Raw genomic sequence first — 14847 nt, forward strand, 5'->3', positions numbered from 1 at the left:
CCATGAACGCTGAAGTGCCATTCATTCCGCAGGGCGGCATCGAAGTCCCCGCCGTCGCCGGCATCACCTTCGCACCCGATGCCGGGCACCTTTCAGAGAATCACATAGTCGGGCTTGCACCGCCCAGTAACGAACTGCGGCAGTTCACGATGATCCGCTCGGCGTTGCTCGACCATGCCCGCGCCACCGGTTCCCGCGTCTTCGCGGTAACCTCGGCCGAGCCCGGCAACGGCAAGACCCACATCACCGCCAATCTCGCCATGGCAATGGCCAGGATTCACCCAACCGTCCTGGTCGAACTGGACTTGCGCCGTCCCGCGATGGGCAACCGGCTGGGCTTGCCGGACGACTATGCCGGGGTCGAGGACTATCTTGCCGGGGAGTGCCCCTGGAGCGCCACGCAGGCGCGCATCGAGGGACTGGACCTCACCGTCCATCGGGTGCGCCGCGCGCGTGCCGACGCCGAAGCGCTCCTCGCCTCCAATGCGCTGGCACTGGCGTTGCACAACCGGCATTCGATCGAGGACGGCACGATCTGCCTCGTCGATACCCCGCCCGCGATCCTCAGCGACGACCTAGCGCTGATCGCGCGCAACGTCGACGGTATCCTGATCGTCGCGGAAGAGGGCAGGACCGCGCGGGCAGCGCTTCAGGACGTCGCCCGAACCGTCAGTCCGACGCCCATCGTCGGCACCGTGCTCAACCGGTCCATCTCGCCGACCGCACGCCGGGTGGATTACGGGTACTACAAAAGTGGAGCCAGACAGGCCTGACCCACACATACCGGAGGATGCTATGACGATCCTGAAGCTGAAAGGGCGCGCCAGATGGCTGCGCGATCTGCCCTCGCAGGCGGCGCTCGCGGTACTCAACGAAAGGCGGGTGCGGCTGTGGCTCGGCAAGCGGCACCGCGCCGCCGTGACCCGGCATGCCCACAGGCTGCCGGACCTCGACGCAATCGGCAACGACGTAGTCGCACAGCTCAACCGCAAGGGCGTATGCGTCACCACGCTCGATGCCCTGCGTATCCACGGCGCCGCCGAAGTGGTCGACGCGGCATGGCAACTGTCGAGCCACTTCGCCCCCGAGGCTCGGGCACTGGCCCGGGACGGGAGACAATTCATCATAGTCCCCCCCCTCCAGATCGTCCGCAACCCGGACATCTACCGGTTGGGCCTTCATGAGCGCCTGCTCGACATCGTAGAGAGCTACATCGGTCTACCCGTGGCATACGACGGGGTGGCGATTAACTACACCGTGGCCGACGGGCTGGAAATCGCCACCCGCAAGTGGCATCGCGACCGCGAAGACCGGCGCATGCTCAAGGTCGCGATCTACCTCCATGACGTCGATGAGGAAGGCGGCCCGTTCCAGTGCATCGCCCGGCAGGACACGGTGCGCAGCGATATAGACGGTTACCACTACGAATTCGGCGAAGACCCGCTGCTCAAGGCACGGCTCGGACCGGACTATGCCGACGACGTGGTGAGTTGCACCGGGCTCAAGGGCACCGTGGTCTTCTGCGACACCGCACGCTTCTTCCATCGCGGCAAACCCGCCACCGGGCGTGACCGGGCAGCCCTGTTCTACAGCTACTTCGCGAACCCGCCTCGCCACCCCTTCCTGTGCGAGCGCAGCGGCATAGACCGCTCCGAGGCACTGCAGATGATCGAGGGCCTGCCCGACCGCCAGCGCCGCGCCGCCCTGTGGCGCCGCCGGCTCTCCCCGGTGATGCGAATGATCCCGCCCGCGAGCGTCTGATCCGCCACCCTCCCCGGACGACCGAGATGCCGTCCGGGGACATTCGCCCTGCGGCGTATCTGCAAACGACCTCAGCGCACCAGCGGTACCAACAGATCGACCATCCGGCCCGCACAACGCTCGGGATCATGCCGGTCGAGAACGCGGGCTCGGGCACGCTCTCCCATTGCCTCCAGTTCCTCCGGCCAGGCATCGAGCGCAGCGTCGAGCGCACCCTCGATAGCATCCACCGAGCCGGAGGGCACCAGCCAGCCGACATCCCCGTCGACCAGTTCCGGTATCCCGGCAATGGCCGTGGCGATCACCGGGCGGCGCAGCGCCATGGCCTCCATCAGCACGACAGGAAGCCCCTCGGCGAAGCTGGGCAGCACCAGCGCCCGCGCCCTACGCAGCGCACCGCGGATCGTTTGCGGGCTCGCCCAGCCATGCAGAGTGACGACCTCGCGCATTCCCAGCCGCGCGATCTGGGCCGCGATGATCGCCTCGTCTTCTCCCCCGCCGATAAGGTCGAGCCGGATCGGGCGCCGCACGGCGACGCGGGCGAAGGCTTCCAGCAGCAGCGGCAGCCCCTTCTGGGCGCTGAGACGGGCGACGCAGACGAAGCGCGTATCCTCTCCGTCCGGCCCGCCCTCCCGTTCATCCTCGACCATGGCTCCACCCTGCGAGAGCCCTGCGAAGAACGCCGGGTCCGGGGCACAGTGGACGACGTGGATACGTGACCAGTGGTCAGGATGCGACCAGCGCATCAACTGCCCGCGTCCGAAGCTGGAGACGCCGACCACAAAGGCCGCCTCGGCGATCTTGCCGGGCAGATCGAGGGCGCGCGGTGCGTCGAATTCATCCGGTCCGTGCGCGGTGAAACTGTAGGTAACCGGCGCCAACCGCGCCACGAGACGTGCCACCATCGCCGGGTTCGTGCCGAAATGGGCATGGAGGTGCGAGACCCCCGCTGCTTCCAGCCGCCGCGCCAGCAGCGCGGCCTCGGCGAAGTAGGCCAACGCCCGGATACGGTTGCCCCTCCCGCCCGTCCGCCACGCCAGCTGCAGCGCGCGCAGCGCGGCAAGCGGCTGCCGCGCCAGACAAGCCAGCGTCGCAGACGCAAGAGCGCCACGATCTTCCAGCAGCGCCGTGGTGCGGCCCGCCTCCGCGCGCTCGGCCGTATCGGCAGGAGTTTCACCCGCCCGACGCACGGTGAAGCGGTGGATTTCGAACCCCTGCCGCTCCAGTGCCGCGATCTCGGTCTGGATGAAGCTGTGGCTGATCTTGGGGTAGACGTTGCTGAGATAGGCGATCGCGCCCCGCGACCGGACGGGTCTGGCCTGGCGTACAATGCCGGACCACGCGGTCCCCGATTCATGCCTGAAGGCGAGCGGTTCGGCGGCGGTTCCGGTGATCTCCATAATCGCCGCATTATGCGCGCTGAGGCAGGCGCGCGGCATTCCGGGTTTTGCTTGGGAAATCGACGGAGGGATCCCCGGGAGCATGATCCCCCGGATGCCGCTTGAACGCGCGCCGTGGGATGAATCGCTGTCACTGCGGGAGACCCGTCTTGTCGGCATTTGCCGCCCTTCGTTCCAGATTGCCGGGCAAGCATCGGAAACGCGAGCAGCCGCCAGCGGGGCATGGGAGGACGGTCATGCGCCGGGTCAGAACAGGGCTCGGCGCATGTCTGGCCCTCGTCGCGATCGCGACCGTTCCAGCCCAGCGCCCCGTCGCCAGCCCGTTGCCCAAATTCACCGCGCCGCCGATCGTGCGTGGGGCTTTCGACGCGCCGGAGGATGTACTGCTGCCCCCTGCCGATCCGCAGTCGCAGCTGGCCCGCGCATTCAACGCCGGCGTGCCGCTGGCGAGGGGCGTCCTCGTCGCAGCCCAGCCCTTCTACCTGCGCGCCGCGCCGCCGGACCTGGCACGGGCCACCGACTGCCTCGCCGCTGCGGACTATTACGAGGCGGGTCTGGGCATCGCCGACCAGCGCGCGGTCGCGCAAGTCGTGCTCAACCGGGTGCGCCACCGCGCATTCCCGGCCAGCGTCTGCGGCGTGGTGTTCCAGGGTTCGGAGCGGCGCACCGGCTGCCAGTTCACCTTCACCTGCGACGGCTCGATGCTGCGCCGCACGCCGTCGGCGGAAGCATGGCAGGCGGCCCGCCGCGTCGCCACCGAAATGCTGCTCGGACAGGTCGATCCGACCGTCGGCCTTGCCACGCATTACCACACCGACTGGGTCAGCCCGGCCTGGGACCGCTCGATGGACAAGGTAGCGGTCGTGCGCACCCACCTGTTCTACCGCTGGCGCGGCACCCAGGTGTTCGAGATGCGCCACACCGGCAGCGAGCCGGACATTCCGATGCTTTCACGTATCTCGGAAGCGCATCGCGGATTAACCGCAGGCACGAGCGAAAGCGCAGAAGCGCCGCAGTTGCAGTTCCTGCCGATCATTCCGTCCGGACAGCCTGCCGCCGCGGCGGCGGCGCCAGCCGCACCGAGGACGGAGATCAGCAATGTCGCTGTCGCACCGCCGCCGAACATCTTCCTCGTGACCCTGCCCGCAGGCGGCACGCCCGCCAGCTTCCGCGCCCTTGCCGAACAGCGCTGCGCCGGAGTGAGCCGGTGCCGCTTCATCGGCTGGACCGACGCCTCCCGCACGCCCCGCGCCCTGCCGATGCCCGGCAGTTCGATCGACGCCATTTCCTTCATCTTCGAGCGCCGCAGCACCGCCGCCGCGCCGGAGAACTTGCGTTGGGACTGCACCCGCTTCGCGTCCGAAGGGCAGGGACATTGCATCTGACATTCCGGGCATGCCCCGTTCCGAAAAATTCTACCGCCCTTTGCCGAATTTCGCGGGGGTCGGCCTCGACTTAGACTTTCAGGGGATTGCGCCCCCGGTTGCGGCCGGACGGCAACGGAAGGAAACGCGACGTGCCGGCACCGCAGCATGCACCCTATCGCCGGGAGATAGACGGACTGCGCGCCATCGCGGTGCTGGCGGTGGTGCTCTATCATTTCGCGGTGCCGGGCCTGAAGGCGGGCTTCGTCGGTGTCGACGTGTTCTTCGTCATCTCCGGCTTCCTGATCGGCGGGATGCTCTGGTCCGAATTGCTGGAGGCGGGCAGGATCGATCTCGGCCAGTTCTACCTGCGACGCATTCGCCGCCTGGCGCCTGCGTTCTTCGCGATGGGCGCCGCCTGTGCGGTGATCGGCTGGTTTGTCCTCCTGCCCTATGAGTTCCGCAACTTCGGCAAGGAACTGATCGCCTCCAGCCTGTGGATGTCCAACGTCCTGTTCTACCGCGAGGCGGGCTATTTCGACTTCGGCGCCGACAGCCGGGTGCTGCTGCATACCTGGTCGCTTTCCGTGGAAGAGCAGTTCTACCTCTTCCTGCCGCTGCTGCTGAGCGCACTCGCGCTGGCGCGGGTCGGCCCGAAGGTGATCCTGGGTATCCTGATCGCAGTCTGGGCCGGATCGCTGCTCGCCTGCGTGGCCCTGACCGCCGGTTATCCGGTGATGACCTTTTACCTCTTCCCCTTCCGCGCCTGGGAGATGCTCTCCGGCGTGCTGCTGGCGATCTGGCTGCGCGATGCCGCCCTGACCCCGCGCCTGCAGGCGGTGCTGGCAAGCGCAGGGTTCCTGCTGCTGGCCGCGTCCTTCCTGCTGATCAGGAACGCGAGCTTTCCCGGCTGGCAGGCCATGCTCCCGGTGGCAGGCAGCGCCGCGCTGCTGGCAGGCGCGAAGGGGGACAGGGGCAATCCGGGCGCCGTGCTTTCGCACCCTGCCATGGTCTTCATCGGGCTGATCTCCTACTCGCTCTACCTCTGGCACTGGCCGCTTCTGATCTTCTCGCGCTACTGGCGCGGGCACTATGCCTCGCCGCTGGAAACCGCCGGATGGCTGGCGCTGGTATTCGTGGTCGCGGCGCTGAGCTGGCGCTTCGTCGAGCAGCCCTTCCGCCGCAACCGCCGGATCACTGCGCCCGTGCTGCTGAGCAGCGCCGCCGTGGCCGCCTGCGCCACCCTCTCGGTGGGAGCGGCCACGTTCCTCGCCGATGGCCTGCCAGACCGTTTCTCGCGCGATACGCAAGTCTACATCGCGGCGTCGGCCGGCTTCCTGCAGGACACCAGCCGCTGCCGCCGGCCGGAGGACGGTCCCCTCGCCGGAATCAGGACATGCGCGATCGGTCCCGACGGCCGGCCCGAATTCCTGATCTGGGGCGACAGCCACTTGCGTGCGCAAATGGATGGCCTCGCCATGGCCGCCCGCGAGGCGGGGCGACCGGGCATGATCATCTGGCACGCCGGATGCCCGCCGCTCTTCGGCCTCGCCAAGCACGAAAGCGCCGCGACGCCCGACCAGGACCGTACCTGCGCCGACGACAACCGGCGTATCCGCGCGGCGATCCGGCAATATCCGAGCATTCGCCGCCTGCTGCTGGTCGGACGATGGGCCTACTACGCCGACGGCAAGGGGGTCGGCCGCGACGCCCACAACCTCATCACCCTCTCCCCCGAGACGGGCTCGGGCTTGCCGCGCGGCGTCTCGCAATCGGCTCTGTTCGGCGCCGCGCTGAAGCTCACGGTCGCGGAACTTAAGGGCGAAGGCCATGAGGTCTACCTGCTGCGCCAGGTGCCGGAAATGCCGCAGTTCGACAGCGTCCGCGTCGCCCGCGACCTCGCTTACGGGCGGCTGACCCCAGACCAGGCCCGGGTGCTCGCCAGCGTGCGGATGCCCGCCTTGCGCGACCGCAACCGGCTGGCGGAGGTGTCGATCGGCCAGCTCGTCGCCGATCGGCAGGTCCGTCTGATCGACCCGTGGCCAAGGCTCTGCCGCGACAGCTGCAGCGGCATGGTGCAAGGCGCCTCGCTCTACTTCGATAACAACCACATGACCTACGAGGGCTCGGTTCGCCTGCGCGACCTGTTCATCCCCTTCATGTCGGGCTCCGGCGCCACGAACATAGCCGCGGCACGGCCATGATGACCGGCGACCTTGCCTCCCGCCGCTGGGACGTCATCGTCATCGGCACCGGCATCGGCGGCGGCACCATCGGCCGCCGCCTAGCAGAACGCGGCCTCTCGGTCCTGTTCATCGAAAAGGGTCGCTCCGGCTACCGCACCGAGCAGAACCACATGGCGGGCGACGACGTCCACGACCCCGAAGCGCGGCTCATACGCGGATCATGGCCCGATACCGCGCGTGCGCGCATCGAAGGGCAGGAACGTCGCTTCCATCCCGCGATCGGCGCCGCCGTCGGCGGATCCTCGGTGTTCTACGCCGCGACGCTGGAACGGCCCGAGGCACACGACCTCGACGACAGCGCCGAGCGTCCGCACCCGACAGACGGATGGCCGGTCGGCTTCGACACGATGCTTCCCTGGTTCGACCAGGCACAGGCCCTGTTCGAGGTCCGGGGCCAGCCCGATCCGCTTGCCAACCACCCGACGCCCAACCTCTCCGCTGGCCCGGCGATGTGCGAGGGCGACGCCCGGCTCATGGAGGGCATGCGGCGCTCCGGCCTCCACCCCTACCAGTTGCACAGCGCCATGCGCGGGGTAGAGGGCTGCGGGTCGTGCCTGGGCCGCAAGTGCCCGCGCCCATGCAAGCTCGACGGACGATCGGCGGGTGTCGAGCCCGCCCTCGCGACCGGCCGCGCCGCGGTTGCCGAGCGCTGCGAAGTCACGGAGCTGCGGGGTGACGGCCCCCGTATCACCAATGTCGTCGTCCGCCGGGACGGAGAAACGCTCGAATTCACCGCCGACCATGTCGTGCTTGCGGCCGGCGCCCTTTCCTCGCCGCGTATCCTCCTGGCCTCGCGCTGCGCCGAGTGGCCCGAAGGGTGCGGCAACGCCCACGGGCAGGTCGGACGATACCTGATGTTCCACCTCAACGAGATGTTCGCACTCTGGCCCCGGCGCGGCGAAGGCTATGCCGAAGCGGCCAAGTCCATCGGCTTTCGCGACCTCTATCACGCCGAAGGGCACCGCTTCGGCATGGTGCAGGCGATGGGCCTCGACGCGGGCGAGGGCGAGATCCTCAATTACCTGCGGGGCAAGATCCAGCGCAGCCCACTGCGTCGCCTGCCCGGCGCCAGCCAGATGGCGCGCATACCGGCCAAGGTCGCCGCGCGGGCGCTGGGCCAGGCCAAGGTCTTCGTCGGCCTGCTGGAAGACATGCCCTACGCCGAGAACCGCGTCATGCCAGACCCGGAGCGTCCCGGCGGCATCCTGATCGACTACCGGTTCAGCCCCGAACTCCACCAGCGCCGCAAGCGGTTCCGCAAGCTGATCCGCACTTCGCTGGGATTGCGGCGCACGCTGTTCCTGACCTACCAGCCGGAACTGAACTTCGGCCATCCCTGTGGGAGCCTGCGCATGGGGACAGACCCCGCCAGATCCGTCGTCGATGCCGACTGCCGCGTCCACGGCATCCGCAACCTGTGGGTAGCCGATGCCTCGTTCATGCCCACCTCGATGGGCGTCAATCCCAGCCTGACGATCGCCGCCAACGCGCTGAGGGTCGGCGACGCAATCTTGGCGGCTCCGAAGGCATCGCGCCATGAGCCTCTAGCCGTGAGCGTCCTGTCATGAGCGGGGCCGCAAAGCTGGCGATGGTCACCGGCGCGGGCAAGGGTTTGGGCCGCGCGCTGGCGCTGGAACTCGTCGCGCGCGGCTGCACCGTCGCCGGTCTCGGCCGCGACGAGACCGACCTGTCGGCCACCTCGAAGCTGTGCCCGGTCGCCGGGGCATTCCACCCCATCGCCTGCGACGTGTCGGACTACGAAGCCCTGCGCGCGGCCTTCGCCACGATCCGCCGCCTCGGCCCGGTCGCGATCCTCATCAACAACGCCGCCGCCTACCCGCGCCGCGACTTCCTCGACGAGACGCCCGAAAGCTTCATGCAGACCATGGCGATAAACCTGGGCGGCATGGTCGCCTGCAGCCGCCTGGCGCTGGAGGACATGGTGAACCGGGGCAGCGGCCGCATCGTCAACGTCACCAGCTTCGCCGACCTCGCCCCGATCGCCGCAAGCAGCGCCTATTCCGTATCCAAAGGTGCGGCACGAATCTTCACCCGCGCGCTGGTCGCGGATCTGGAGGGCCGCTTCCCGGAGATCGTCATCAGCGACTGGATCCCCGGCGCCCTGCGGACCGCGATGGGCCTGCCCGACGGCATCCACCCCGCCGACGCCGCCCGCTGGGGCGCGCAACTCGCACTGTCGAGCGATCCTTCGCTGAACGGCACGCTATGGGAGCGCAACAACGAGGTTCTCGAACAGCAATCGCTCAAGCGCCGAGTTTTCAACCGCCTGATGATGCGCGCGGCGCCCACGCCGAGGGTACTCAGCGCCGCCTGACCTGAACTCGATCCCGTCGTGGATCGACGGTTTCTAAACAAACCGGGGGATATACGCGGCTTCACGGGAGAGGGAGCCAGAGCCAGTCATTCAACAGCCATTTCTTTGTGCGCGGAAACGCCCGGGTCGGCTATTCCACTTTAGATGTCCATGATTGACCAACAGCGGCTTAGCGACCTGCAAACGCAGATAGCTGCCATAAAATCATCGGATTTGTCCGATGGGTTGTTGACCGCCCGAATTGCATCGGATAAATCCGATAGATGCAAACGGACGCAGCCCTTTCGATCCTCACCGCCCTCGCGCACCCGACCCGCTTGTCGACCTTCAGGTTGCTAGTCCAGCATGAGCCCGACGGCCTTTCAACTGGGCAACTCGTCGAAGCAAGCGGTTTAAGCCAGAGCACATTCTCCACCCATTTGGCGGTCCTGGTGAAGGCCGGGTTGGTCGTTCCCGAAAAGCGCGGACGCCAGCAGATCCAGCGTGTCAGCATCGACGCGTTGCGCGGTCTTATACTGTTTCTCGCAAAGGACTGCTGCGGTGGTCGCGCCGATCTGTGCGAGCCGCTGCTAGCCGAACTCACGTGCTGCTGAAGGATCACCCCGTGACCGACATAATCATCTACCACAACCCCACTTGCGGGACGTCACGCAACACGCTCGCCCTCATCCGGAACTCCGGTGTCGAGCCTCACATCGTCGAGTATTTGAAGACGCCTCCGGTCCGCGCATTACTTGTCGATATGATCGACCGCGCCGGCATGACCCCCCGCGACCTGCTGCGCGAGAAGGGCACCCCCTTTGCCGACCTCGGACTCGCCGATCCGGCACTGTCCGACACGGCACTTATCGACGCGATGATGGAGCACCCTATCCTCATCAACCGGCCGCTGGTGGTGACGCCGCTGGGTGTGAAAATGTGTCGCCCGTCCGAAGCCGTGCTGGACATCCTGCCCGATGCGCAGCGCGGCGCCTTTGCCAAGGAGGGCGGCGAGCAGGTCGTAGACGCGGCCGGCAATCGCATCCACCCTCAGTGAACTACCGCGCCATCCTTGCCGAGGCGTTGGGCAGCCTACTATTGTTCGCGAACGTCGTCGGTTCGGGGATCATGGCGGAGCGTCTCGCTGACGGGAACGAGGCCATCGCGCTGTTGGGCAACACGCTGGCGACCGGCGCGATCCTGTTCGTGCTGATCACGATGCTCGGGCCGGTGTCGGGCGCCCACATGAACCCGGTCGTCACACTGGTCATGCGTCTTCGCGGTCAGATCCGTACCGATGCGGCGCTGGCCTATGGCGCGGCCCAGCTAGCGGGCGGCATCATGGGCGTGTGGCTGGCGCACCTTATGTTCGATGTGCCGGTGCTCCAGCTTTCCGATAAAGTGCGCTACGGTCTTGGCCAATGGGCAGGCGAGGCAGTAGCCACCTTCGGTTTAATCCTGACGATCGCAGGGACGGTACGGCTGCGCCCGGACAGCGTGCCCGTCAGCGTCGCCCGATCGCTGAGCGATAGCTTCGCAGGGATCGCCCCGTCCTGCGTGCCAGCCTTCATCGCCGCGCAGATCATCGGCGGGCTCGCTGCCCATATTGCCAGCGGGATCATCTTCCCGGCATCACTACAGAAGGAACCTGCATGAGCCGCGTCCGCGCCCTGCCTGACCCGGACAATCTTCCGGCTCTCGATCCCGCCTATGCCATCGCGCGTCCGGCGCTCGGTCTTGGTAACGACCGGCCCCCGCCACGTATCCTGCTGCTCTACGGCTCGCTGCGGGAACGATCCTTCTCGCGGTTAGCGGTCGAGGAGGCAGCGCGGCTGCTCCGGTTCTTCGGTGCAGAGACGCGCATCTTCGATCCATCCGACCTGCCGCTACCTGACCAGGTGGCGGGAGACGACCACCCTGCCGTCCATGAACTGCGCGAACTGTCGATGTGGTCAGAGGGACAGGTGTGGTGCAGCCCCGAGCGGCACGGCCAGATCAGCGGCATCATGAAGACGCAGATCGACCATCTGCCACTGGAGATGAAGGGCATGCGCCCCACGCAGGGGCGCACCCTCGCCGTGATGCAGGTGTCCGGTGGTTCGCAGTCGTTCAATGCCGTCAACACGCTGCGCCTTCTCGGGCGATGGATGCGCATGTTCACGATCCCCAACCAGTCGTCGGTCGCCATGGCCTACAAGGAGTTCGACGAGACGGGGCGCATGAAGCCATCCAGCTATTATGACAGGATCGTCGACGTGATGGAGGAACTGGTGCGGATCACCGTGCTGACGCGCCCGCACGCGATCCAGCTGGTCGACCGTTATTCGGAGCGGAAGTCTATGAGGACAAAGGTTGATCCTTCAGCCACCCGTGCCAATGCAGCGCTGGGCGACAGCGACTGAACGCTTCGGGCACCTCAGGCTGGAGGAACAGGACCAAGTGCTTCGATGATGCGGCAGTCAGCAACGATGCCGCCATCGCAGGAATCGATCACCGCCTTAAGCTCTTTGCGAAGGGCGGTAAGGTCGGCCAGTTTGCGATCCACTTCCAGCAGGTGCTCCCTGGCGATCCGATCGATACCGGCGCAATCGCCGCTGCGATCGCCCGAAATGCCCAGCAGCGCGCGAACCTGATCGAGCGAAAACCCAAGGTCGCGGGCACGGCGGATGAAGGAAAGGCGGCCAAGTTCGGCCTGCCCATAGTCCCGGTAGTTGCTCGTCGTCCGCGCTGGCTTGGGTAGCAGGCCGATCTTCTCATAATATCGGATCGTCTCGATCTTGGTGGCCGTCGCCTTGCCCATATCGCCAATCGTGAATGCCATGCCCTTGACCCTGTAGTCGCTACAGGGCCTATATAGCCCGTCATCACCGAAACAGGAGATGCATATGGCCGGCGGATGCTGCGGCGGATCACAGAACGATACGGAAAAGCTGAGAGACGCTGCGTGGCGGCGCGTGCTGTGGATTGCGCTTGCCGTCAACGCGCTCATGTTCGGCGTGGAGATCGTCGCCGGGGTCACTGCCGGGTCCGCATCGCTCAAGGCCGATGCGCTCGACTTCCTGGGTGACGCAGCCAATTATGCGATCAGCCTCGGCGTCGCGGGCATGGCGCTGGCGTGGCGAGCGCGGGCCGCGATGACCAAAGGTGTGTCGATCCTGCTGTTTGGCCTCTGGGTCCTTGGCAACAGCATCTGGATGGCGGCGCAGGGCGTCGTTCCTGCCGCAGAGACCATGGGTATCGTGGGCGTGATCGCGCTCGTCGCCAACCTTGCCTGTGCCACGATGCTATGGCGCCACCGGGAGGGTGACGCCAACAGGCGCTCCGTATGGATCTGCTCGCGCAACGACGCGATCGGCAATATCGCCGTGGTCGCTGCCGGCCTCGGCGTGTTCGGCACCGGCACGGGCTGGCCGGACATCGCGGTCGCGGCGATCATGGCCATACTGGCGCTGTCAGGCGGATGGCAGATCATCCGCCAGGCTCGGGATGAACTAAGGGGAGCACCTATTCTCCGCCGAAGCGAATCCGCACCCCTCCGTTAAGGACGAAACCATCGGTCGGTGCCCAGGCATCGACCGTCCACGCACCCGTGGCCGCCCGGCGCGGCAGAAGCAGCGGATCGTATTTCGTCTGCCGCACATCGAGCAGGTTTTCGGCATTGAGGAACAGGCTCATCTTGCCCAGTATCAGTTCGCCCATGGCGCCCAGTTGGACATAGGGCCTGCTGCGCGTCCGATACGGATTGTCGTCCAGCGACTGACGCCCGGTATAGTAGGCCTCGATCCCGAAGCGGCCGCGCCCTTCCTGCTCCCACATGCCGACGAAGCCCGCGCTGTCTCGCGGCGTCAATGGCAGCAAACGGCGGCCGGGTCCGTTGGGATCCGGTTCGCGCGCGGCGACATGGACGTAGCTGCCGGTCAGCGACAATGCCCGCCAGCGATAGCGCAGCAGCACTTCGGCGCCGCGCGTCCGCGTGACGCTATCGGCGTTGACCAGCGTGACATGCTCGGCATCCACCGCCTGCAATTGCTGGGCATGGTCGATGTTGGAAGCGAACAGGCTGAGGTTCGCTTCCAACGGCCCGTTGGCGTAGCCGAAATCGACCGAGCCACTGTCGGCGATCTCCGCCTTGAGCTTTCCATAGGGCTGCAGCCGCGCGAGGCCATTGGCCTCCGTTTCTTCGACAAACGGTGTCGGCGCATAGAAGCCGCGGCCCAATGAAGCGCGGATAGTCCAGGGACCGGGCCGATAGAGCGCGGACACACGCGGACTGATATGCGAACCATAGTCACTGTGCGCATCCCAGCGCAGGCTGCCTGCCAGCGTCAACCTGTCGGCCAATTCCTGCTCACCCTGCACGAAAAGTGCGGGCACGGTGTAGCTATAGTCGAAGGCTGAGAATGCTTTGGACCGGAAGTCGTCCAGCTGCACCGCAGCGCCTGCCAGCCATGTCGTCGTGCCCGCCTTGCTGCCGATCGACGCCTCCGCAAATGCCGTGTGGTGGCGATCATCTTCCACCGTGTCGCCGAAGACATGACGATGGGACTGGGTGACGCCGGAGGCCCGCAGATGCAGCGTACCGATGCCTTCCAGCGGCGTCTCGGCCGTGAGACCTAGATCATACCGTCGGCTGCGCAGCGTCTGAGCAAATGGCGATCCGTCCGGAGCCTTCGCGCTTGAAATGGTTCCGCCGTCGCGTTGCTCTGCCATCGCGCCGAAGGTGAGCAAGGCCTTGGTCCCATCGGCAGCGTCGATAAACAGCCGGGGCCGGAATGTGAAGCGCTCGTAACCGGGCATGTCGGCCCAGCCGTCGTCGTTCAAATCCTGACGACTTTGTCGATCGTAGCCTGCCGTGATCGAGGCGCTGAGCACGCTGCTGAGCGGTGCGGCGACATACCCCGTCACATCCTGCCCGTCCCGGCTGGTCGCGTTGAGCAGGAGTTCGCCCTGTGGTTCGCTGGTTGGACGGCGTGAAACCAGATTGATGACGCCGCCAAGCGCCGAGGGTCCGTAGAGCGCCGATGCCGCGCCTTTGATGATCTCGACCTGGCCAAGATCGGTCGGCGGAATTTGCAGCAGGCCGATGGAAGGCGTCTGCCCGCCGTAGAGCGGCAATCCGTCGGCCAGTATCTGCGTGTAGCGGCCCTTGAGGCCCTGGATGCGGACATTGGCTGCGCCCAGCGCAGGCGATGTGGTCTGGACGCGAACGCCTGGCGTCTCGCTAACGAGCATGGCGATGTTGCCGGGCCGCATGAGGAGTTTCTCCTCAATCTCCTCGCGATTGATCACATCGACGCGGATGGGCTCATCCTGAACACGGCGGCCCGTGCGCGTTGCCTGGACCACAATCTCGGTCTCGGCGTCTTCGGCATGATCGGCGTCGGCCTGCGCGTAGGCTGGGCTGGCAATCACGATCGCAATGACCAGCACGCTGCCAGTTGGATATGCCCCGCCGCCACGAAACATCAGACTCATATCGCCCCGTTCCTTTCCGGCATGAACCGCCGGTTACGGAAGGCTTCATAAGCCCTGTAGCAACTACAGGGTCAAGGGCGACTTTCTGGATCAAAATCGGATGTCGGAACGACAAAGATGGGCGCGTTGTTGCCGTCCCGCTGTCGACCCTTCTCGGTCGCTCAAAAGCAAGATTTTCATCTCTGGCGGGCGACCGTCCGCTAATCTCAAGGCTTTGCTCGCAACTGCCCCTGTTAGGCCTCATCGTGTTCGATGGTCCTGGATTTCGCGGACGACGTGCCTCTGAG

The 14847-nt window shown here is 66.4% G+C and carries 14 protein-coding genes; 11 read left to right on the forward strand and 3 right to left on the reverse strand.

Features of this window, described 5'->3' with window-relative positions:
* Positions 1-2: 2 nt before the first annotated feature.
* Positions 3-773, forward strand: a complete 771-nt coding sequence (locus PKE80_RS03950) for a P-loop NTPase family protein (protein ID WP_271181377.1) — start codon at positions 3-5, stop codon at positions 771-773.
* A 22-nt stretch (positions 774-795) separates the two neighbouring features.
* The gene (locus PKE80_RS03955; RefSeq protein WP_271181378.1) at positions 796-1761 is read left to right on the forward strand and encodes a phytanoyl-CoA dioxygenase family protein; all 966 of its coding nucleotides are present in this window, start codon (positions 796-798) and stop codon (positions 1759-1761) included.
* 71 nt (positions 1762-1832) lie between these two features.
* On the opposite strand, the gene PKE80_RS03960 is transcribed toward PKE80_RS03955, so the two are convergent.
* Complete coding sequence (locus PKE80_RS03960; RefSeq protein WP_271181379.1) at positions 1833-3161, reverse strand: glycosyltransferase; 1329 nt, start codon at positions 3159-3161, stop codon at positions 1833-1835.
* A 236-nt stretch (positions 3162-3397) separates the two neighbouring features.
* Between PKE80_RS03960 and PKE80_RS03965 the strand changes: the two genes are divergently transcribed.
* From PKE80_RS03965 to arsH, 8 genes are all read left to right on the forward strand, one after another.
* Positions 3398-4546: a cell wall hydrolase gene (locus tag PKE80_RS03965; RefSeq protein ID WP_271181380.1), complete on the forward strand. Its 1149-nt coding sequence runs from the start codon at positions 3398-3400 to the stop codon at positions 4544-4546.
* A gap of 131 nt (positions 4547-4677) precedes the next feature.
* Positions 4678-6729, forward strand: a complete 2052-nt coding sequence (locus PKE80_RS03970; RefSeq protein WP_271181381.1) for an acyltransferase family protein — start codon at positions 4678-4680, stop codon at positions 6727-6729.
* Entirely contained in the window at positions 6729-8339 is a 1611-nt protein-coding gene (locus tag PKE80_RS03975) for a GMC oxidoreductase (protein WP_271181382.1), read from the forward strand. The genes PKE80_RS03970 and PKE80_RS03975 overlap by 1 nt, the downstream gene beginning before the upstream one ends.
* Positions 8336-9106, forward strand: a complete 771-nt coding sequence (locus PKE80_RS03980) for an SDR family oxidoreductase (RefSeq protein WP_271181383.1) — start codon at positions 8336-8338, stop codon at positions 9104-9106. Before PKE80_RS03975 ends, PKE80_RS03980 begins: the two co-directional genes overlap by 4 nt.
* A 263-nt stretch (positions 9107-9369) precedes the next feature.
* Positions 9370-9699 carry an ArsR/SmtB family transcription factor gene (locus PKE80_RS03985; protein ID WP_271181384.1) on the forward strand — a complete coding sequence of 110 codons (330 nt, stop codon included), beginning with the start codon at positions 9370-9372 and terminating at the stop codon, positions 9697-9699.
* A gap of 11 nt (positions 9700-9710) precedes the next feature.
* Positions 9711-10142, forward strand: coding sequence for an arsenate reductase (glutaredoxin) (gene arsC, locus PKE80_RS03990; RefSeq protein WP_271181385.1), 432 nt, complete (start codon positions 9711-9713; stop codon positions 10140-10142).
* Positions 10139-10741 (forward strand): aquaporin, encoded by a 603-nt coding sequence (locus PKE80_RS03995; RefSeq protein WP_271181386.1) that lies wholly within the window; start codon positions 10139-10141, stop codon positions 10739-10741. Before arsC ends, PKE80_RS03995 begins: the two co-directional genes overlap by 4 nt.
* A complete protein-coding gene (gene arsH, locus PKE80_RS04000) occupies positions 10738-11487 on the forward strand; it encodes an arsenical resistance protein ArsH (protein ID WP_271181387.1) in 750 nt (249 codons plus the stop codon). The genes PKE80_RS03995 and arsH overlap by 4 nt, the downstream gene beginning before the upstream one ends.
* Positions 11488-11501: 14 nt before the next feature.
* Here arsH and PKE80_RS04005 read toward each other — a convergent pair whose 3' ends face one another.
* Positions 11502-11906: a MerR family transcriptional regulator gene (locus tag PKE80_RS04005; RefSeq protein WP_271181388.1), complete on the reverse strand. Its 405-nt coding sequence runs from the start codon at positions 11904-11906 to the stop codon at positions 11502-11504.
* A gap of 64 nt (positions 11907-11970) precedes the next feature.
* Here PKE80_RS04005 and PKE80_RS04010 point away from each other — a divergent pair, with 64 nt between their 5' ends.
* The gene (locus PKE80_RS04010) at positions 11971-12627 is read left to right on the forward strand and encodes a cation efflux transmembrane domain-containing protein (RefSeq protein WP_271181389.1); all 657 of its coding nucleotides are present in this window, start codon (positions 11971-11973) and stop codon (positions 12625-12627) included.
* Here PKE80_RS04010 and PKE80_RS04015 read toward each other — a convergent pair.
* Entirely contained in the window at positions 12590-14560 is a 1971-nt protein-coding gene (locus tag PKE80_RS04015; protein WP_271181390.1) for a TonB-dependent receptor plug domain-containing protein, read from the reverse strand. The two genes, PKE80_RS04010 and PKE80_RS04015, sit on opposite strands and share 38 nt — an antisense overlap.
* Between the last annotated feature and the right edge of the window lie 287 nt (positions 14561-14847).

It is taken from the genome of Novosphingobium resinovorum, from assembly GCF_027922145.1.
Classification (GTDB): Bacteria; Pseudomonadota; Alphaproteobacteria; order Sphingomonadales; family Sphingomonadaceae; genus Novosphingobium; species Novosphingobium resinovorum.